At 49.5% G+C, this 16,518-nt stretch carries 22 protein-coding genes and 3 pseudogenes; 8 read left to right on the top strand and 17 right to left on the bottom strand.

Annotated features, from left to right (window positions below; translation table 11 throughout):
* Nucleotides 1-107: 107 nt before the first annotated feature.
* Nucleotides 108-287, bottom strand: a pseudogene (locus tag ACOTX2_RS24630) (ArsR/SmtB family transcription factor); the annotation flags it as partial.
* Between the two features lie 248 nt (nucleotides 288-535).
* On the opposite strand from ACOTX2_RS24630, the gene ACOTX2_RS24625 reads away from it, so the two are divergent.
* A complete protein-coding gene (locus ACOTX2_RS24625; RefSeq protein ID WP_011742557.1) occupies nucleotides 536-841 on the top strand; it encodes a DUF6710 family protein in 306 nt (101 codons plus the stop codon).
* A 173-nt stretch (nucleotides 842-1,014) separates the two neighbouring features.
* Here ACOTX2_RS24625 and ACOTX2_RS24620 read toward each other — a convergent pair whose 3' ends face one another.
* From ACOTX2_RS24620 to ACOTX2_RS24555, 14 genes are all read right to left on the bottom strand, one after another.
* Nucleotides 1,015-1,548 (bottom strand): phospholipase D family protein, encoded by a 534-nt coding sequence (locus tag ACOTX2_RS24620; RefSeq protein ID WP_000792636.1) that lies wholly within the window; start codon nucleotides 1,546-1,548, stop codon nucleotides 1,015-1,017.
* Entirely contained in the window at nucleotides 1,548-2,543 is a 996-nt protein-coding gene (locus tag ACOTX2_RS24615; protein WP_000128596.1) for an ATPase, T2SS/T4P/T4SS family, read from the bottom strand. The genes ACOTX2_RS24620 and ACOTX2_RS24615 overlap by 1 nt, the downstream gene beginning before the upstream one ends.
* A 41-nt stretch (nucleotides 2,544-2,584) precedes the next feature.
* Nucleotides 2,585-3,745, bottom strand: a complete 1,161-nt coding sequence (gene virB10, locus ACOTX2_RS24610; RefSeq protein ID WP_000101710.1) for a type IV secretion system protein VirB10 — start codon at nucleotides 3,743-3,745, stop codon at nucleotides 2,585-2,587.
* On the bottom strand, nucleotides 3,745-4,629 hold the full coding sequence (locus ACOTX2_RS24605; protein ID WP_000735066.1) for a TrbG/VirB9 family P-type conjugative transfer protein: 885 nt from the start codon (nucleotides 4,627-4,629) through the stop codon (nucleotides 3,745-3,747). The genes virB10 and ACOTX2_RS24605 overlap by 1 nt, the downstream gene beginning before the upstream one ends.
* Nucleotides 4,630-4,639: 10 nt before the next feature.
* Nucleotides 4,640-5,338, bottom strand: coding sequence for a virB8 family protein (locus tag ACOTX2_RS24600; RefSeq protein ID WP_000646594.1), 699 nt, complete (start codon nucleotides 5,336-5,338; stop codon nucleotides 4,640-4,642).
* Nucleotides 5,328-5,456 (bottom strand): conjugal transfer protein TraN, encoded by a 129-nt coding sequence (locus ACOTX2_RS24595; RefSeq protein ID WP_071882546.1) that lies wholly within the window; start codon nucleotides 5,454-5,456, stop codon nucleotides 5,328-5,330. Before ACOTX2_RS24595 ends, ACOTX2_RS24600 begins: the two co-directional genes overlap by 11 nt.
* A gap of 100 nt (nucleotides 5,457-5,556) precedes the next feature.
* Complete coding sequence (locus ACOTX2_RS24590; RefSeq protein ID WP_001749958.1) at nucleotides 5,557-6,597, bottom strand: type IV secretion system protein; 1,041 nt, start codon at nucleotides 6,595-6,597, stop codon at nucleotides 5,557-5,559.
* Between the two features lie 15 nt (nucleotides 6,598-6,612).
* A complete protein-coding gene (eexN, locus tag ACOTX2_RS24585) occupies nucleotides 6,613-6,840 on the bottom strand; it encodes an IncN-type entry exclusion lipoprotein EexN (RefSeq protein ID WP_001749959.1) in 228 nt (75 codons plus the stop codon).
* 7 nt (nucleotides 6,841-6,847) lie between these two features.
* Complete coding sequence (locus tag ACOTX2_RS24580) at nucleotides 6,848-7,561, bottom strand: type IV secretion system protein (RefSeq protein ID WP_001749960.1); 714 nt, start codon at nucleotides 7,559-7,561, stop codon at nucleotides 6,848-6,850.
* A gap of 17 nt (nucleotides 7,562-7,578) precedes the next feature.
* On the bottom strand, nucleotides 7,579-10,047 hold the full coding sequence (locus ACOTX2_RS24575; protein WP_224743086.1) for a VirB4 family type IV secretion/conjugal transfer ATPase: 2,469 nt from the start codon (nucleotides 10,045-10,047) through the stop codon (nucleotides 7,579-7,581).
* Between the two features lie 131 nt (nucleotides 10,048-10,178).
* Complete coding sequence (locus ACOTX2_RS24570; protein ID WP_000496058.1) at nucleotides 10,179-10,496, bottom strand: VirB3 family type IV secretion system protein; 318 nt, start codon at nucleotides 10,494-10,496, stop codon at nucleotides 10,179-10,181.
* Between the two features lie 49 nt (nucleotides 10,497-10,545).
* Complete coding sequence (locus tag ACOTX2_RS24565; protein WP_001749962.1) at nucleotides 10,546-10,839, bottom strand: hypothetical protein; 294 nt, start codon at nucleotides 10,837-10,839, stop codon at nucleotides 10,546-10,548.
* A 9-nt stretch (nucleotides 10,840-10,848) separates the two neighbouring features.
* The gene (gene korA / locus ACOTX2_RS24560) at nucleotides 10,849-11,130 is read right to left on the bottom strand and encodes a transcriptional repressor KorA (protein ID WP_000440698.1); all 282 of its coding nucleotides are present in this window, start codon (nucleotides 11,128-11,130) and stop codon (nucleotides 10,849-10,851) included.
* Nucleotides 11,131-11,138: 8 nt separating this feature from the next.
* Nucleotides 11,139-11,873: a lytic transglycosylase domain-containing protein gene (locus ACOTX2_RS24555; protein WP_001749963.1), complete on the bottom strand. Its 735-nt coding sequence runs from the start codon at nucleotides 11,871-11,873 to the stop codon at nucleotides 11,139-11,141.
* A gap of 108 nt (nucleotides 11,874-11,981) precedes the next feature.
* Between ACOTX2_RS24555 and ACOTX2_RS24550 the strand changes: the two genes are divergently transcribed.
* Genes ACOTX2_RS24550 through ACOTX2_RS24525 form a run of 6 tightly spaced genes read left to right on the top strand, consistent with a single transcriptional unit; the run spans nucleotide 11,982 to nucleotide 14,213 of the window.
* Complete coding sequence (locus ACOTX2_RS24550) at nucleotides 11,982-12,287, top strand: H-NS family nucleoid-associated regulatory protein (RefSeq protein WP_000960954.1); 306 nt, start codon at nucleotides 11,982-11,984, stop codon at nucleotides 12,285-12,287.
* Nucleotides 12,288-12,302: 15 nt separating this feature from the next.
* Entirely contained in the window at nucleotides 12,303-12,647 is a 345-nt protein-coding gene (locus tag ACOTX2_RS24545) for a hypothetical protein (protein WP_001749964.1), read from the top strand.
* Complete coding sequence (locus ACOTX2_RS24540; protein WP_001749965.1) at nucleotides 12,644-12,958, top strand: TrbM/KikA/MpfK family conjugal transfer protein; 315 nt, start codon at nucleotides 12,644-12,646, stop codon at nucleotides 12,956-12,958. The genes ACOTX2_RS24545 and ACOTX2_RS24540 overlap by 4 nt, the downstream gene beginning before the upstream one ends.
* 35 nt (nucleotides 12,959-12,993) lie before the next feature.
* Nucleotides 12,994-13,305 (top strand): hypothetical protein, encoded by a 312-nt coding sequence (locus ACOTX2_RS24535; protein ID WP_001452736.1) that lies wholly within the window; start codon nucleotides 12,994-12,996, stop codon nucleotides 13,303-13,305.
* Nucleotides 13,306-13,354: 49 nt separating this feature from the next.
* Nucleotides 13,355-14,002 (top strand): restriction endonuclease, encoded by a 648-nt coding sequence (locus ACOTX2_RS24530; RefSeq protein ID WP_015344958.1) that lies wholly within the window; start codon nucleotides 13,355-13,357, stop codon nucleotides 14,000-14,002.
* A 4-nt stretch (nucleotides 14,003-14,006) separates the two neighbouring features.
* Entirely contained in the window at nucleotides 14,007-14,213 is a 207-nt protein-coding gene (locus tag ACOTX2_RS24525; protein WP_001749967.1) for a hypothetical protein, read from the top strand.
* Between the two features lie 10 nt (nucleotides 14,214-14,223).
* Here the strand turns inward: ACOTX2_RS24525 and ACOTX2_RS24520 are convergent.
* Nucleotides 14,224-14,496 (bottom strand): annotated as a pseudogene (locus ACOTX2_RS24520) (IS1 family transposase); the annotation flags it as partial.
* 98 nt (nucleotides 14,497-14,594) lie between these two features.
* Here ACOTX2_RS24520 and ACOTX2_RS24515 point away from each other — a divergent pair.
* A complete protein-coding gene (locus ACOTX2_RS24515; RefSeq protein WP_001288432.1) occupies nucleotides 14,595-16,028 on the top strand; it encodes a DNA cytosine methyltransferase in 1,434 nt (477 codons plus the stop codon).
* A gap of 33 nt (nucleotides 16,029-16,061) precedes the next feature.
* Here the strand turns inward: ACOTX2_RS24515 and ACOTX2_RS24510 are convergent.
* Nucleotides 16,062-16,518, bottom strand: a pseudogene (locus ACOTX2_RS24510) (type II site-specific deoxyribonuclease); the annotation flags it as partial.

Below are 16,518 nucleotides of genomic sequence, written 5' to 3'. Positions count from 1 at the left end.
GAATGATGTCACGCTGAAAATGCCGGCCTTTGAATGGGTTCATGTGCAGCTCCATCAGCAAAAGGGGATGATAAGTTTATCACCACCGACTATTTGCAACAGTGCCGTCCAGCGGATATCAGCGCTGAAAGATGATGGCTGAGCGTGGAGGCAGGAATCTCAAGGTGCTTCTGCAGTTCGCCAACCGGCAGGCCTTCATGACCCGCCCTGACCAGCTCCCGGTATATGCTGAGACGTGTCGGGTGGCCCAGTTCTCGAAGTGCGTTTGCAGCAGTGTTTAAATCCATAATACCTCCTTTATCTATATTTCCAGAATAATAGAAATATAGCCTGCGTCAATCGTTTCTGCCGTGAGGGTACCGCTTTCCCAATCATGCTCTGTCCGCCAGGTTATGGGGGGCAGAGCCAGAGCACTACCGAAATCCTTGCGAATACCCGTGCAGGGAATAATTTCCGCCCCCTTTATGGCCGGAAAAAAAACTGATAAACGTCGCCTTTTCAGAAGGTTGCTTTCTTAACGTGGTTTTTCGCATGGTTGGACCTCAGACCCCATATAGGCAGCGCTAAGGGCAATCCGTGGGTACAGGATATTAACCACCGCGTTACTTTGTGGTTGCCCTGGCGGATAGGCTTTGTACGAGGAGGGAACCATTCTATTGCCAGCGGCGTTCTGGCCGGTGAGGGTGAGGTAATACCCGATACGGTTTATGATATGCGGTATTTGCTCGATATTGTCAGCACTGACGGGTATTACTGGTACATGAGCGGGAAGATCTGCGAGAGAGTCAGTGACTACCGTACAGCCGCCTTTTTTGAAATAGGCCGCCTGCTTACACTGTGATTCCTTCAAAATATCTCAACGAAATTTCCCGACACCTGTTTAAGCTATCTTGCTGATATTTCTGTTTTTCGATTTTTGCCGGCGCGATGCCGGCGACGTTGGCCAGCTGCCCCGTGCGCGATACTGAGATCAGTTTCTTTGAACAAAAAAAACCGCCTTTCGGCGGTCAGTATTCAGTAGCTGGAACGGTAGTCTCTCCCCCGATTCCAGCGGTCTTGCCAGTGTTCGAGGAATGATTCAGCGAGCTTAGGCATGTTCCAGATCACCACCGCATTCTCCGAGTTTTTCGTTTCGGCCGCTTTGGTGAAATTAAAGCTGCCAGTTTCAACGGTCACATTATCCACGATGATCACCTTGTCATGCTGGATAGGGAAATCACTGTCAGTACGCAAAGGGATGCCGCTGTTCGCTATGTAGTTCATGGCCGCAATGCTGGCGCGCCCCGTATTGCCCCTTTCATCAATTACGATTTTCACATCAACTCCCCGTTTTTTGGCTGCTACCAGTGCCTTCATAATATCCGGGGCGGTAAAAGAATAAGCCATCATCCGTATCGAGGTTTTTGCGGAGTCAATGGCGCTCAGGACGAGAACGCGGGCGCTTCCTTCAGGCGAGTAGCCAACCTGAACGGATGGTTCCACCGCAAAGGCGGGCAGGGCGGCTGTCGTAAATGCTGCGGCCAGAAGCCAGGTTGCTAAGTTTTTCATTACAGGCTCCCGTTCACACACTGCATTTTATATTCAGGGTCAAAATAAATTTCTTTGATTTTCCGCTTTTCCATATGCACCACAACGTCAATGGTGGAGTAGAGCATTCGCATAATATCGCTCATATCGAGCATACGGCCGATAGGGGTCGCCTTGATAAGCAGCCCAATACGGTTAAAGGCATCGCGCGCAGAGTTAGCGTGCGTTGACATAACACCGCCTGGATGGCCGGTATTAAGTGCTTTAAGATAATCCCACGCAGCATCATCCCTAAGCTCAGTCATGATGATACGGCCCGGTGTCAGACGCATACAGGCTCGCAGGGCATCAGTGGCGCTGACGCGGCCGATCTTTCCTGCATCGCCGTACATCATATAAACGGCTTCTACAACGTGATCGACCGTGACTTCGTGAACGTCCTCTAAAATAATTACACGCTCGTCTTTATGTAGCGATTTTAACAGCGCGCGCGTGAGTACCGTTTTCCCCGACCCGGTTTCACCGCAGATCACGATAGTGCGTTTCTTCTCAACGGCGGTTTGCAGGAATGCGGGCCATTTTTCGCTGCTGTGCAGCTCTTTAAGGAAAAAATCATCATCCGTTAGGCTTTGCTTGCTGCCGGTAATCTTCCGGCAGTCACTGAAAATCCCCTCGCTGGTCAGCTGCTCCAGATTTTTATCGGCCGCCAAATCCTTACGAAACGCTACGGCCGTTGTACCGTCAATCACCGCAGGGGGCAGACAGATAACGCCCCTGATCCCGCCAGGCAGGATCACGTCATTAATGGCCTGCATGGTCAGCTTGTTGCTGCTCACCAACGATTTAGCAAGGTTCCTAATAAAATCTGCCGTAATTGCCGCGTTCTGCACAACCCTGCGGCCGCTGAACGTATCACAGATAACTTCCTGAAAGCAGTTAATGCGAATTTCAAAAACAGTAGGATCTTCTAAATACTCGCGCAGTGGGCCAAGTTGATAGAAAGCTGCATCAGTCATGATTACTCCTGAAGAAAAGCGGGCGCTAAGCGCCCACTTTTTTAGTTGTCTGCGAGCGTATAAACGCCGCTGAAATCGAGGTCGCGGGCAACAAAAATGCTCACCGCATCACCCTGCTGATCGTAGAGGGTAGGGGGGATAGACATGTAAGAGCGAAGTGCTTCAGACGCCAGCTGCTCACCGCTGTTTTCTGTGCTGTTGTACTGAATGTTATTACTCTGCGTCTGGTTAACCAGCGCCGTTAAGGTGTCAGAGAACAACGAAATCATGATCGCACCACGCAGACGCTCCCACATATGGGTATCCACCTGGCCCGGAATCCCCGCGCTGCCGAGTGAGTTCGTTCCGGCACTGTCAATATTAACGATTGTCCCGTCCTGGTCATTGCGGATACGCTCCCAGAGAACAAACACGCGCGCCTGGCCGTCTTTGATACCACCGGTAATCTGCCCGTCAACCCATGAGCCTTTATCAATCAGCCTAACGAGTCCATCAGCTGAGTAAACGTCCTGTGAAACCCGGCAGGAAACCTGACCCGGAACAGTGGTATCCAGCTCGGTGCCGGTACCACAGGGGATCATTTTGCCTTTCGGAACAGTCAGGCTGGGATTAGCCATGACTCCAGCGCGGCTAGCCTTCAGCCTTGCAGGAGTCAGGTTTTTAGCGAGTGCTGAACTACCTTCGCTTGTTTCGTTGTCCTGGGGCTGCACTCCGGGACTATTGCTTGTAGCCGCCTGATTAGTCTGGGCCAGCTCGCCGCCCAGACGACGCTGCATAGCCAGTTCTTCAGGCGAAGGTTCTTTACGCTTATTAGAGGTACGCGCGGCGGTATTGCTGCTGCCCGCATCTGCATCTGCCTGTGCGGCAGCCTGCACAGCACGGGCATCAGTGGCGCTATTCTGCGCAGTTGCAGGTTTATTAACATCAGGATCGCTGTTAAAGCTGTAGTTTGGCAGTGTATTGGCCTGTTGCGCTTTACCACCGTCTTTATCAGCTTCAGCTTTAGCCGGGGTGCGAATTTTACCCATGACCGTAATCCCGATGAATACCAAAGCAAGCAGCGCCATCAGTATGACAAAGGCTTTCATACCAGGAGCCGAACGGCGGTTACTGCCTTTAAATCCGCCACGCTCGCTTTCAAATTCACCGTCTCCGGTGTTTTCATCGAGTTCCTGATCTACATCGACACTTTTACGGGCCATCAGTTATCCTCCCCAATTTGAACCCTGCGCACATCCGGGGAAGCCGTACCGGTTGCTACCGCACCGGCGCCCGGTGCGAAATTATTATTACGAACGCCAACGACTTTATCGCCCAGACGAATACGCCACTCTTTAGCGACGGTTTCCACCTCGATGATGTTGCGGTTCTCACCCACAACATGAGAGTTAGGCAGCGTTTCTTTGCCACTGGCCGAGATCATGTAGACCTGCGGTAACTCCGCATTGGCCGGAAACTCAAACCGGGTAAAGCGGTAGTTATCCCAGACGTGAACCGGCTGGATGCTGCGCATTTCAGGCTGTTCGCTCATTACGTACTGATAGTTCTTCGCCCCCGCAAAAGCCGTCTGCTTCAGCTTCTGCGTAATGCGTTTTTTATCAGCCGCGCTTTTGGCTTTTTCCTGCTGCTCAAACGGATATTCATAGGTCAGCTGAAGAACGGCCTGGCGCACAGCCCACGGCGTTTCAATAAAGGATTTTGATACCGTACCGTCTGCATTTTTCTTCGTTTCTTCACCGATGAAATGGAGGACGATGTTATAGGTGCGCTTATCGGTGACGATCACCAGGTTGGTATCACTCATGGCCTGTTTCGGCTTCACAAAAAAATGGTTCATTTTGTGCGCAAACGTCCAGCTTTCAGAATCGCCAAAAGCATGAGTGATATAGGTTTCGTCAGGCGCGACAACAATGTGGGTAGCCACACCGGCGATAGCGTCAATTTTGACCACATTAACAGGGTTATAAACAACGCTTTTAATGCGATAGTCATAAGGAGAATTGCGGCCAACCTCAAGCGCCATAACGTTAGTGGCCGCGCCTCCCAGGACTGACAAAACGACTGCTGAAAGAAGTAGTTTTTTCATGGGGCAGCCCTCAGTTAACTTCAGGGTTGACGCGATAACTCGTCACGCGGAAACCCAGCGGGTTGACATAACGCTGCTCAGCATTCATCGCCAGCGATTTATATTCATACCCCATAATGGCAATCCAGCGCTGCGGCTGATCATCAACGGGATTGCTGCGCACGCGGCGAACCGTAGTAAAGCGTATCGTTGCTACGCCGTGCGGTTTATCGAGGATCACAGAGTTAATCTTCACGCGGGTCGTTTCACTGTCGCCCAGAACCTTATCAAGACCGTTGCGGCCCTTGAACTTGCTCTGGTAAGACTCTGCCACGTTCGGCGTGGACATTAAGCCAACGGCCGTATAGTCGACCTGAACTGAATAGAAGTCATAGCTCTCACGGTGAATGACATATTGTGTCAGCCAGAACTTATCAATTTCGTCACCATAAGAGGTCTGGTCGCGGGTCAGCTTGACCTGCTGTACTTCGTGAGTGGCCTCGTTGAGCGTTAGCAGATGTGCGGGGATTGGCTGGCTGTACTTATGCACCACGTAACCAACTAAAGAGAGTGCAAAAACAGTTACCACCGCTGAACCGGTGGCAACCATCCAGGCGGTACGCCGGGACTTCAGCACTTCATCCATCAGATCAACTTCAAGCCCTTTACGGCTTTCGTTGAACTCTTTAATGGCTTCACGTGTAAGCCCTGTTTTTTTATTAGCTTTCATTTGCACCACCTTGCGTATCAACCGGGATTGTTTTGTTTACTGGAACGGTGTTGCTCCAGTCCGGCTCCGGTGGCGGTTTATGCCCGCTGGAACAGGCGCTAATCAGAAGAACTCCCATAAGCAATAAGCTGCGCATTACGGCATCCATTATCGGTTGTTGAACGTACTAATTATAATAAGTCGCCGAAATTGCAATTTCAACGACTTTTGTTTTAATTTTATGCAGCCTTCTTCCCGCGACTGCCCCTTGCCTTACCACTTAAATTAGAACCACTGCTTCCTCCGCTGTTGCTGCCACTTCCTCCACCTGCCGATTGCTGGCCGCCGCCACTGTTACCGCCTCTGAACGCATTACCGCCAAACATGCCGTGGCTGCCCATATTGCCAAGCGCCTGCATGGAAGAACCCGTAGAGCGTGCGGCGTCAGCAACTCCGGCGCTGATACCGCTACCCCAGCTGGCGGCAATTTGCGGAATCTGGAACAGAACGAAAACGGAAATGACCGTCAGTAATAAGGCGGAGATAGAACCAGTGATTGATGAGTAAGCGGCATCAGAGTTCATCGAGGACAGGAGGTTGTCGAACATCTGCATGATGAAACCAAACACGAGCGCAAGAATGACGACGACAAGGCCATAGTTAATGACCGACGCCAGCCAGCGAGCAAAGATGTTTTTTGTCGCTCCCCACAGCAGGCAGAAGATTGCAATCGGGCCAAAACAAAGCGTAACGGCCAGAAGGATCTTAGCCATGATCACAAAGCCCGCACCGAGGCCGCCCAGCACAACGGTAGCAATCATCATAATGCCGCCAATGGCATACGCGGCCAGGCCGCTCGATGAAAACACGTCTGCGGCTTCCCATGCGGTGTTGACGATCTTGATACCTTTTTCAATACCGCTATCAATAATCGCCGGTACGCCACTTGCACCGACTTTATTAGGGGCAGACAGTATCCCGGCAAAATCATCCGGCAGGTGAAGCGCCACGTTGACCAGTTCCTGTTGATACCAGCCGCCCGCCGTTGCAAAGCTCAGGATAAGGGCTATGGAAAGATACTCTTTAATCAGCGAACTCAGGCTGTCGCCCGCCCCCGGATTAAACGCTGAGTACATCCCCTGAACCATCAGCTTGATTGTCAGACAGGTGGCAATCAGAGGCGTTACATCAGAGATAATGGTGGCAACATTGGCGCTCACCATTGACGTAATCGCCCCGTCTACTTTTGCGAAAATGTCTGCGACTAGGGTGAATGCCATATTGCCTCCTTACTCCTAAATTTTCGGTGAATTGATTTCGCCGTCTTTTTTGCCGAACACAAACAGCTGACGATCGGCTTCGCGCGCGTTTTTGCAATCAGGTTTCTGAAGTTCATCCGCGTCTTTCTTGCATTCCTGAATTGTTGCCTTGCGCTCTTTCTCATGTTTTTTGTACCACTCCACGTCATGCGAGGCATCGCAGGCCACCAGGAGGAAAGGGATAACAAGCAGTAGTTTTTTCATAATTACCTCAGTTAATTGAAGGTGACGCGGTAACGTCCCCGCCGGTTCCAAAAACAAAATTGTGGGTGGCACGTTCTTTCTGCGCACGTAATAGCTTGTCCTGTGACTGCTGCAACATGTTCATCAGATTCAGCTTCGCCTGCTCACCCTGAATAGCACCCTGTGACGTCTGGATACGGGCCTGTAAGTCAGCAATCGATTTCAGGTCTGGAGTCGTTTTAATCTGCTCCGTCAGCTCCTGCATATCGGTTAGTTCCTGCATCTGGTTGTTGTAGGCTTTTTCTGCCATAACGCGGTCATAAGCGCCTTTTTCAGCCAGCTTTTTGTTCATGTAGGTAATTGCTTCGCTGGGCGTCATGTCGTCAACTTCCGCATTAAACTGGCCCATCATGCTGTTAACTGAAGGCGTGACGGAAGAACTGGAGTTCATGGCGTCGCTGTAGATCTCCTTCCAGTTGTCCGGCAAATTATTTGCCAGCGTGCTGGTAGACGTCCCCAGCAGATCGCCCAGGTTGGTTGTCTTTGCCATCGACTCATACATATTTTTCTGCGTTTGCAGCTGGCTTTTAAGCTGCTCCAGCTGCTGCGCCATTTGCTGAAGCTGCTCGACCTGTTTAGCCAGCTCAGTAGGGTTGGTCACGATGATGCCTGCGGAAGCGCTTTGCGCGCCTCCCAGAATCAGGCCGGTGGTCAGCAATACTGCCGTCAGTGTTTTTTTCATGGTGTTTTGCCTCGTTGTTAAGCCGTCAGGCGCCAGTATTCTTTGAGCCATACTTCAGGGTCATTACCGAGCCGTTCAACCAGCTCATGCGCAATTTCGGCGTTTTGTGGTTCACCGGACAACACGCTAAGAACGTTGTCCATTGTCTTAATATCTGCATCAATATCGTCGCTGTTGCGAGGGTAGAGATTGAAAGAAGCAATCGCAGACTGTTGCCCTTGTTTAACCAGGAACTGTCTGGAGTGTTCGGTAATCGACATCAGCGCGTCGTATTCAGCATCAGTAAGGAAGGCATAATCCTCTCGGATAGCTTCCGGATCGCGCAGGCAGATTTTTGTGACGGTCTGCGACATGATCGTGCGGCCAATACGGCTGGACAGCGCATCGTTCGGCTCCTGCGTGGCAAACACATAGATAGCGTCTTTCTTACGGTCAGTTTTGATACCACGCTTAACTTCACGCTCGATAACCGGATCGTCAAGGTAGGCGTGGAACTCGTCAAAGCACTGAATGACGCGGCGTTTGCCGTCGATGGAGTCACGTACCCGGTACAGAAGGTACATCATGAGCGGAGTACGGGCCGGGCTGGATACTTCCTCTTTGGCTGCGATAAACTCGGATAAATCGAAGCCAAAAATATCATTCGCGCTGAGATCCAGGCTGTCTTTATCATTGTCAAACAGCCAGCCATACTGGCCTTCGCGCGTCCATTCGCGCAGCAGCCCTTTCAGTGATACGCCATTTTCCACAACTTCATTCACGTACCCGTCCAGGATAGTAACGGTGCGCGCCTCGCGTGGAATAAGTGAGCCTTCCCCCATAACCGCATCAACGCCTTCAGCCAGTTCGGTAGCCATCGTTGCGCTGATAGGCCCGTTATTGGTGGTTTCCACACAAATGCGGAACAGGTTTTTAATGAGGGCAATATTGCGTTTGGTCGGTTCAATCTGAAGCGGGGCAAACCCGGACGGCATACCCTGTTGCAGAACTTTATAGTAGCCACCAACGCTTCGAATGAACGGCTCCATACCGCGGTCACGGTCATAAACAAAAAGCCGCGGGTTGTACTTCATTGACTGCGCCAGCAGGAAGTTAAGCAGCGTGGTTTTACCTTCCCCCGACATACCCGTTATTAACGCATGGCCCAGCGGGCGTTTACCGTAGGAAAGTTCTTCAAGCGGGGTCACATGGAAATTAAAATAGAGTGGCGTACCGCTGATCGTGCGGAACATGGTCAGCGCTGGCCCCCACGGGTTATTGTCAGGCTTGCCACGCATAAAATTGTGGAACGGGCTGAAGTGCAGGAAGTTCCATGAGTTTATCGGAACCGGGCGCGGCGCCCATTTCTGGTTGCCAGGCAGTCTCGCATAATATGCAGCCTCAGAGGCCAGGCTGATAGTCCCGCCAACCACGCCACAGCCGGTTAGCATAACCTTCACACGACGCGCTTTGCGCTGTACCGCGTTTTGGTCATTATCCCAGACATGCACGGTTCCATGATGGTAGCCCATCACGAACTCTCTGGACGTCAGCATATCGAGCGCAGTACCAAGCTGTGCCAGCTGGCTTTGCGCACGGTCGCGCGTTTCCTGCAAAGATTTTTCCTGATGCGTCAGAAACGTTTTAGCTGAAGATTCAGAGAGGCAAGAAAAACTCTGCGTCAGAAGGTATTCAAAATCGGCTTCTTTAAGCATGTTAAGCTGGCCTGGCTCTGTATCTTCTTCGTATTCACGAAATTCAATGCCGGTGGTATAGAAGTTGTGATCTACCGTTCTGATCTGGACAACATCCCCCCACAGGGAGCTAACAGGGCGGTTGTCCATGATGTACTCACGGATACGATCACGGCAAACAGGCACGATGGCCCATTCCATATTTGCGAGGAAATAAAGGAACTCCAGCGCTTTTGAATAAGCGTGAGCCTGCGAAGGTTCAGGCTCGTTGCGTTCGATAACAATGGCTTCGTCAAAAATGTCTGATTCATCGACTTCAGCAAGTTCTTCACGTTCTTTTTTATCAGGCGCAGGAATTTCAACACCGCGTTTGTCACGATAATAGATACCCAACTGCTGAATGCCATACGGCTTCATTGCTTCCAGGATTTGTTCAGAAATATCTTCCAGACCTTCAAGCGCCTCATTCTGCATTTGCTGAATTTCGTCACGAGTCGGCTTTTCAAATTTCGCCAGAAACTTCTGTGTTTTATCCCCTACCTGTTTGTAAATAACGGTCAGATAAAGGTCATTAATCAGCTGCTTGGAATCACCGTGCAGCTTACGGTTATATTGATCAACATAAGCAGGGAAAAAATGGTCATACTCACCATCCGGGTACTCTTTAGCCTCATGGTGATATTCATGCGTCCACAGCTCTACATGGTCTGTTCCGAAGCTCTTGACCAGCGTATTAAGGTCTTTATGCCAGGTGACCAGTTCCCGATCTGATGCGCAGTCATGTGTGCGGCCATCCAGCTTGAAAAAAGCCATCAGATCGCCGTTTTCCATCGAAATCACGTAATCATTGAGGTGATAAGAATAGGGCAAATACTTTTTATTTACTGATGGCTCCTTACGGTAGGCATCAATTTTTTTTGGCTTCGTAGCGGTGGCAGCTCTCATTATTTTAAACCCTTACGTTTGTAGTCAACAGAGGAATAAGACGATCCTCCCCACTGCTTAAACGGAGAATCAAACCAATTACTGAATTTGGTTTTCAACCACAGGCCCATAATTCGAAACATGCGGTCGTCATATTTTGTTAATGCAGCTGAAGGAATCCACAAAAAGACGAACACCAGAATCGCCCACATATGAATAATCATAAAAAGCGAGGCAGAAATCATGAATATCATCATAGCTACATTACGTGGTACACCCAGCGCGCGAGGTAAGCGAGTCGCACCTTTGAAAAGCGGTCTTTTCCCGTCAACGAACATCTTTGTAGTCCTCACTTTGGGGGACAAAAGTCCCCCCTTTTCGCGTTGTTCAGCTTCCTACGCCCGTCAGGGAAACCAGAAATGATGCAGAACCAATACCAATCAGCGAGATTACGATACGAGGAATAAAGCTGGCTGGGATTACGTGAAGCATCCACATAAAGCAACTAACCATGATCGCAATAGCACAACCAATTGGAATCCATGTGCTCAACCACGTCTGGATTGATGTAGCGGTTGATTCACCAGTATCGGTGCCAGCGGCCAGCGCAATTTGCGGCAGGGCAATGGACAAAACGCCCATAACTACCGCAGGGCCATACTTCTTAAACAACGTGGTCATACTTTCTCCTTACTCACTATCTTCTGTTGATTGCAGATTTAACCGGCATTCTTCAACGCCACACTTATCTTTCAAAAACTCTGCCAGTAGCCTTAAATCAGCCCAGGTTCGTAGCTCATGCTCTTTGTTAACCCTAATGGAACATGCGATCTGGCCCAGCTGTTCATCGTCTATCTGAAAAACGGGATACCACTTCTTTAATGAAACCCGTTCTATCGTTACCTCCTTCACTTTTCCTGCTTCAAATAGCTCCAGGATCTGTGATTGCAATACAAGGTACAAACGTTCCATCCATAACCTCATTCCCCCTTCGCTGTTTCCTGTCTGGTTAAAAAGGCATCCGTATTATTTCGGCTGAAGGCATCGCCATCACCCGAACCAAAAACATCTTGTTCACCGTCATACTGCGGCGCCGTACTTTTTGCCTGCTGAGGCTCAGTCGCGGTGCTGTCCTCACTGGTCTGGCCGTCAGGTAGCAGCGTAGGGATTTTCAAATCAGTTGATTGACGCGCCACGTTGATAACTTTCGTGACATACCCGTTAGAAATCCCGTTTGTGAGTGAGCCGGTGTTGTAGCAGGAAAGCGCGTGTCTCAGCGCAACCTGCCCGGCTGGGTAGGATTTCAGGGCGCTATCATAACAGGCTTTAAGGATGGTCTGGCTCGCCCGCAGGTTGATGCAGGGTTTGAAAATATCGTCAACCGAAAGACCCAGGCCCACTAAATTATTTGAGTTAATTTGTGCAAGGCCCATATCAAAACTTTTATTATCCTTCAGCAGAACTTTCGCAACGCTGACGGCCTCAGCTTCAGTACGCGGTTGCTGTTTTAACTGAATACTACCGTTAATATTGATCCTGTACGGCCCATTTGAGGACTCATGGCCGACGATGTACGCCATCGTTAAGGGTGAAACATCAGGCGCACATCTCTGCGCAAGCCTGGCAACTTCATCGGAGGCAGGCGCAGCACTGGCACGGCCAGCACAAGCAAGGCAGGCCAGAGCGAGAACCAGGAGTTTTGGATGTTTACTCATTTATGTTTCACCGCGTAATTGTAATTTCGACGACTTTTGTTTATGATAAGGGCTAATGAGATCGTGTCAAGAAGAAACGAAAAGAAAACCGCTGAAGGAAGGAAGGTGATGCTGGTTCCCCTGAAATCAGAAAAACGACCAAAAGGCGAACCCGTGTATCGTGACCCGGATAACCCTTTTAATACGTGGACTGGTATAGGGAAGCGCCCGGCCTGGCTAACTGCAAAATTGGACGCTGGCATTAGCCTGGAAGCCATGAAGATGCAGGGCGTAGCCAACCCCAGAGAACATAGACCAGCAAAATACCGCGACCCCAGGAACGCAGAAAATACCTGGTCCGGGACTGGCCGCCGACCCACATGGCTCAAAGAGCTGCTTGATAGTGGTTTATCACTTGATGATCTGAAGATATAACCGGAGGGTATAAAAATGGGCGAACTTATTGATTTTGCGGAAAGGCAAAAAAGCAGAAGGAAGAAAAAGGCATCTTCCATTCCGCCCATTTTTAGAAAATTTCGTGTCCATGCGATCAGGTTACTCGCCAGCATCATCAAATCCGGCTCTTATTCAGTTGCTTATATTGTTAAGAAAATTACAGGAAAGTTAATCAAGTTTTACACAATTTTAACGATTTTCGTTTTTGTTGTCGAATATATTGCAGGCGATATAGGTTACAAATCTATTTATAACGCAGCGTTATTATTAATATTGCTTACCGTTATCAACATTCTGGCGAGTGTATATCTGAACAAACTGTTAAGGACAAAACAATGAAGAAACTCTTAATACCTCTGATAGCAGCTGGTAGTCTGCTTTATATTCCTGCCAGCCATGCTGAAGATCCCTGCAAAGTTATTATGTGCATGGCGGGCAAGCTCACCGGCGATAGCGGCGGAAGCGAGTGTAACAGTGCTGAAGCTGCTTTCTTCAATATCGTTAAAAAGAACAAGCACGGCTTTTTACCCAACCACACGAAGGATGCCAGGAAGGCTTTTCTTAATGAATGCCCGGATAATGGCGAAGGTGGAAGTAACCAGTCGATGATAAGCCAGATCATAAGTAAATACGGGAAAGTTCGCTTATAGGCGAACTAGGAATAATCTCAATTTAAGGAGCCAACGTGAAAAAAATAATATTAAGTGCATTAGCCTGTACAGCTCTCTTAACTGGTTGCGTCAGCCAGGATAAAGGTAATGCGATGCAGAGCCAGCTGAATAACCAGCAACGCCAGATTAACGAATTATCCGTTCGTTTGCAGTCTGCGGAGTCCCGGCTATCAAAGCAGGAAGAAAAGCTGCGCAACGAACTGCTGCAATCCAGCGGCTATTGCTATCTGAATGGCGCCCGCTACTCGACCGGCACCGTACTTTACGGGCGGATTTGCCAGAATCAGTCAGGCAGCGCTTCGTGGCAGGTATACAGCCGTCGCTAAACACCAGGGCGGTTTAACCGCCCTTTTCTTTACCCTCAGAAAGCCCACTATGACCATGATCCCCTTCCCCACTACAGAAAACCTTATTCTATGGGCTTGCAGCGCCATCGCACTGCTTGCCGTTGTATTCTTCCGGCGTTCAGTACGGCACAGGCGACACAAAAGGAAGCAGCAAAGTGCGCGGCGGGTGCTGGAGCGCATAAAGACGTTGCCGGGCTTCCCACAAAAAATTAACTACCTGAGGAAAATTGATCCTTTTGTGTTTGAAGAACTGTTGCTGGAAGGATTTGAAGCGCATGGCTTCAGAACCATCAGAAACAAACGCTATACCGGCGATGGAGGCATTGACGGCCAGGTAATAATAGGAAAATATCGCTATCTTATTCAGGCTAAACGCTATCGCGGCCATATTGCTTTACAGCACGTACAGGAGTTCGAGAAGTTGCTTAAACGTCATAACTGTCGCGGTCTGTTTTGCCATACCGGGAAAACCGGCGCAGGTTCAAAATCTGTCAGTATTGCCAGTGAACGGATGGAGATTATCAGCGGCCAGCGCCTGATAGATTTGCTCACGCCCGGCAGCTCCTTCACTATCGCAACCGCCCCGCAGACGATGATGAAGCGTACCGCAGCAACACTAGAAACGAGCACCATTGTTAAAGATGCCGGTAAAGAAAATCGATACCATGAGAGTTAATTAAATGAAGTCAGTAACTATAGAAGCAAAAACATTTGCTGAAATGTTAGGAATAACAGAAGGTGAGTTAATCTTTGCCATTAAGAAAACTGGCACATTCAAAAACAAGACCATCCCACAACCTCATGAGCCACATAAATCAAATAATAGATTTTTATATTCAGACGTAATGAGGTTTATAGAATCACTAAAAGACAAAGAGAACCGGTAATGACTCCAACTTACTGATAGTGTTTTATGTTCAGATAATGCCCGATGACCTTGTCATGCAGCTCCACCGATTTTGAGAACGACAGTGACTTCCGTCCCAGCCTTGCCAGATGTTGTCTCAGATTCAGGTTATGTCGCTCAATGCGCTGAGTGTAACGCTTGCTGATAACGTGCAGCTTTCCCTTCAGGCGGGGTTCATACAGCGGCCAGCCATCCGTCATCCATACCACGACCTCAAAGGCCGACAGCAGGCCCAGAAGACGCTCCAGCGTGGCCAACGTGCGTTACCTAACAATAAACCTGTTTAAATATCCAGATAAAAACATTCAATCTGGGTCAAATGAGTGATACAGTTTCACCCATAAGACCCAATGGAGGCAATATGTCTGAATTTGAATTACTGGCGCAGGATCTGCTTGAGAAAGCAGAAGCGGAAGAACAACTGCGACAGGAAAATGATAAAAAGCTGCTCGGGCAGGTGCTGGAAATCTATGACCAGAAGTACGTGGCTGAACTGCTTAGAAAAGTTGGTAAAAATGAGTGGAGTCGCGAGACTCTTAATCGCTGGATTAATGGTAAGTGCTCACCTAAGACGCTGACGTTAGCCGAAGAGGAACTTCTACGAAAAATGCTTCCGGAAGCGCCTGCACATCACCCTGACTATGCCTTCCGGTTTATTGACCTGTTTGCTGGGATTGGAGGTATACGGAAGGGCTTCGAAACCATCGGTGGCCAGTGCGTTTTTACCAGTGAATGGAATAAAGAGGCTGTGCGCACATATAAAGCTAACTGGTTTAACGATGCTCAGGAACACACTTTCAATCTCGATATTCGTGAAGTCACGCTCAGTGATAAACCTGAAGTACCTGAAAACGATGCCTATGCTTACATTAATGAGCATGTGCCGGATCATGATGTACTTCTAGCAGGTTTCCCCTGTCAACCGTTTAGCCTTGCGGGCGTAAGCAAGAAAAACTCGCTCGGGCGCGCGCATGGTTTCGAATGTGAGGCTCAGGGAACGCTTTTCTTCGATGTGGCGCGTATTATCCGCGCAAAAAAACCTGCCATCTTTGTTCTTGAAAACGTTAAAAACCTGAAGAGCCATGACAAGGGTAAAACCTTTAAAGTCATCATGGATACCCTCGACGAACTGGGCTATGAAGTTGCGGATGCAGCTGAGATGGGCAAAAACGATCCTAAAGTTATCGACGGAAAGCACTTTTTACCTCAGCACCGAGAACGTATCGTTTTGGTCGGTTTCCGCCGTGATCTGAACATTCACCAGGGCTTTACCCTGCGCGATATTAGTCGTTTTTATCCGGAACAGCGTCCGTCATTTGGCGAACTGCTGGAACCCGTGGTTGACAGCAAATATATACTGACGCCGAAACTCTGGGAGTATCTCTATAACTACGCCAAAAAGCACGCAGCTAAGGGTAACGGATTCGGTTTTGGCCTCGTTAATCCTGAAAATAAAGAAAGCATTGCCCGTACGCTTTCTGCTCGCTATCACAAAGACGGGTCTGAAATTCTGATAGACCGTGGCTGGGATATGGCCACAGGTGAAACAGACTTCGCGAACGAAGAAAATCAGGCGCATCGGCCCCGCAGGCTGACTCCGCGAGAGTGCGCGCGCCTTATGGGTTTTGAAAAAGTAGATGGCAGGCCTTTTCGCATTCCTGTGTCAGACACTCAGTCGTACAGGCAGTTCGGTAACTCCGTAGTGGTGCCCGTGTTTGAAGCCGTAGCCAAACTGCTTGAACCTTATATCCTGAAAGCGGTTAATGCCGATTCGTGCAAGGTTGAACGAATCTGATCGCTCCTCCCGGTATTTATGCCGGGAGATAATCTATGGAATATCTGCGTAAAGCCCTGTCAGCTCAGCAATAAACGCACCTAGCGTCATTAGCTCAGCTCTCACCGCCTCCGGGTATTTTTTGTGCAGAGATGATGGCACGACCAATCTGACACCCGACTCCCGCATCTCCCGATATTGAGCCAGAGAAACTCCCTCCTGGAGTGTAAACAGATGCACCTGATGAATTTTATCGGCCTCATTCAGTATCTGACGCCAGCGATCCTTACAGGTAGTCTTGACTGCCAGCATGCGCAGATTTTCTACGGGAAACTCAGTATCGTGGTAAGCCCCTGCGGAAGGGAAAAGGAAATCGGGTTTTTTATTACCTTCTGTGATGGCCTGCGTCGCAAAGTGTCGCAGGCCGTGCTCAATGAATAGATGCTCCAGGTGCAGTTCCAGCGACTTCCCGGCTCTGGATTTACGGCGATTGCTGACAGAATTGGCCAGC

This window comes from Enterobacter cloacae complex sp. IR5412 (genome assembly GCF_049237385.1).
Taxonomy (GTDB): domain Bacteria; phylum Pseudomonadota; class Gammaproteobacteria; order Enterobacterales; family Enterobacteriaceae; genus Enterobacter; species Enterobacter intestinihominis.
The sequence above is the reverse complement of the archived record's forward strand: the minus strand, read 5'-3'. Positions and strand labels throughout refer to the sequence as shown.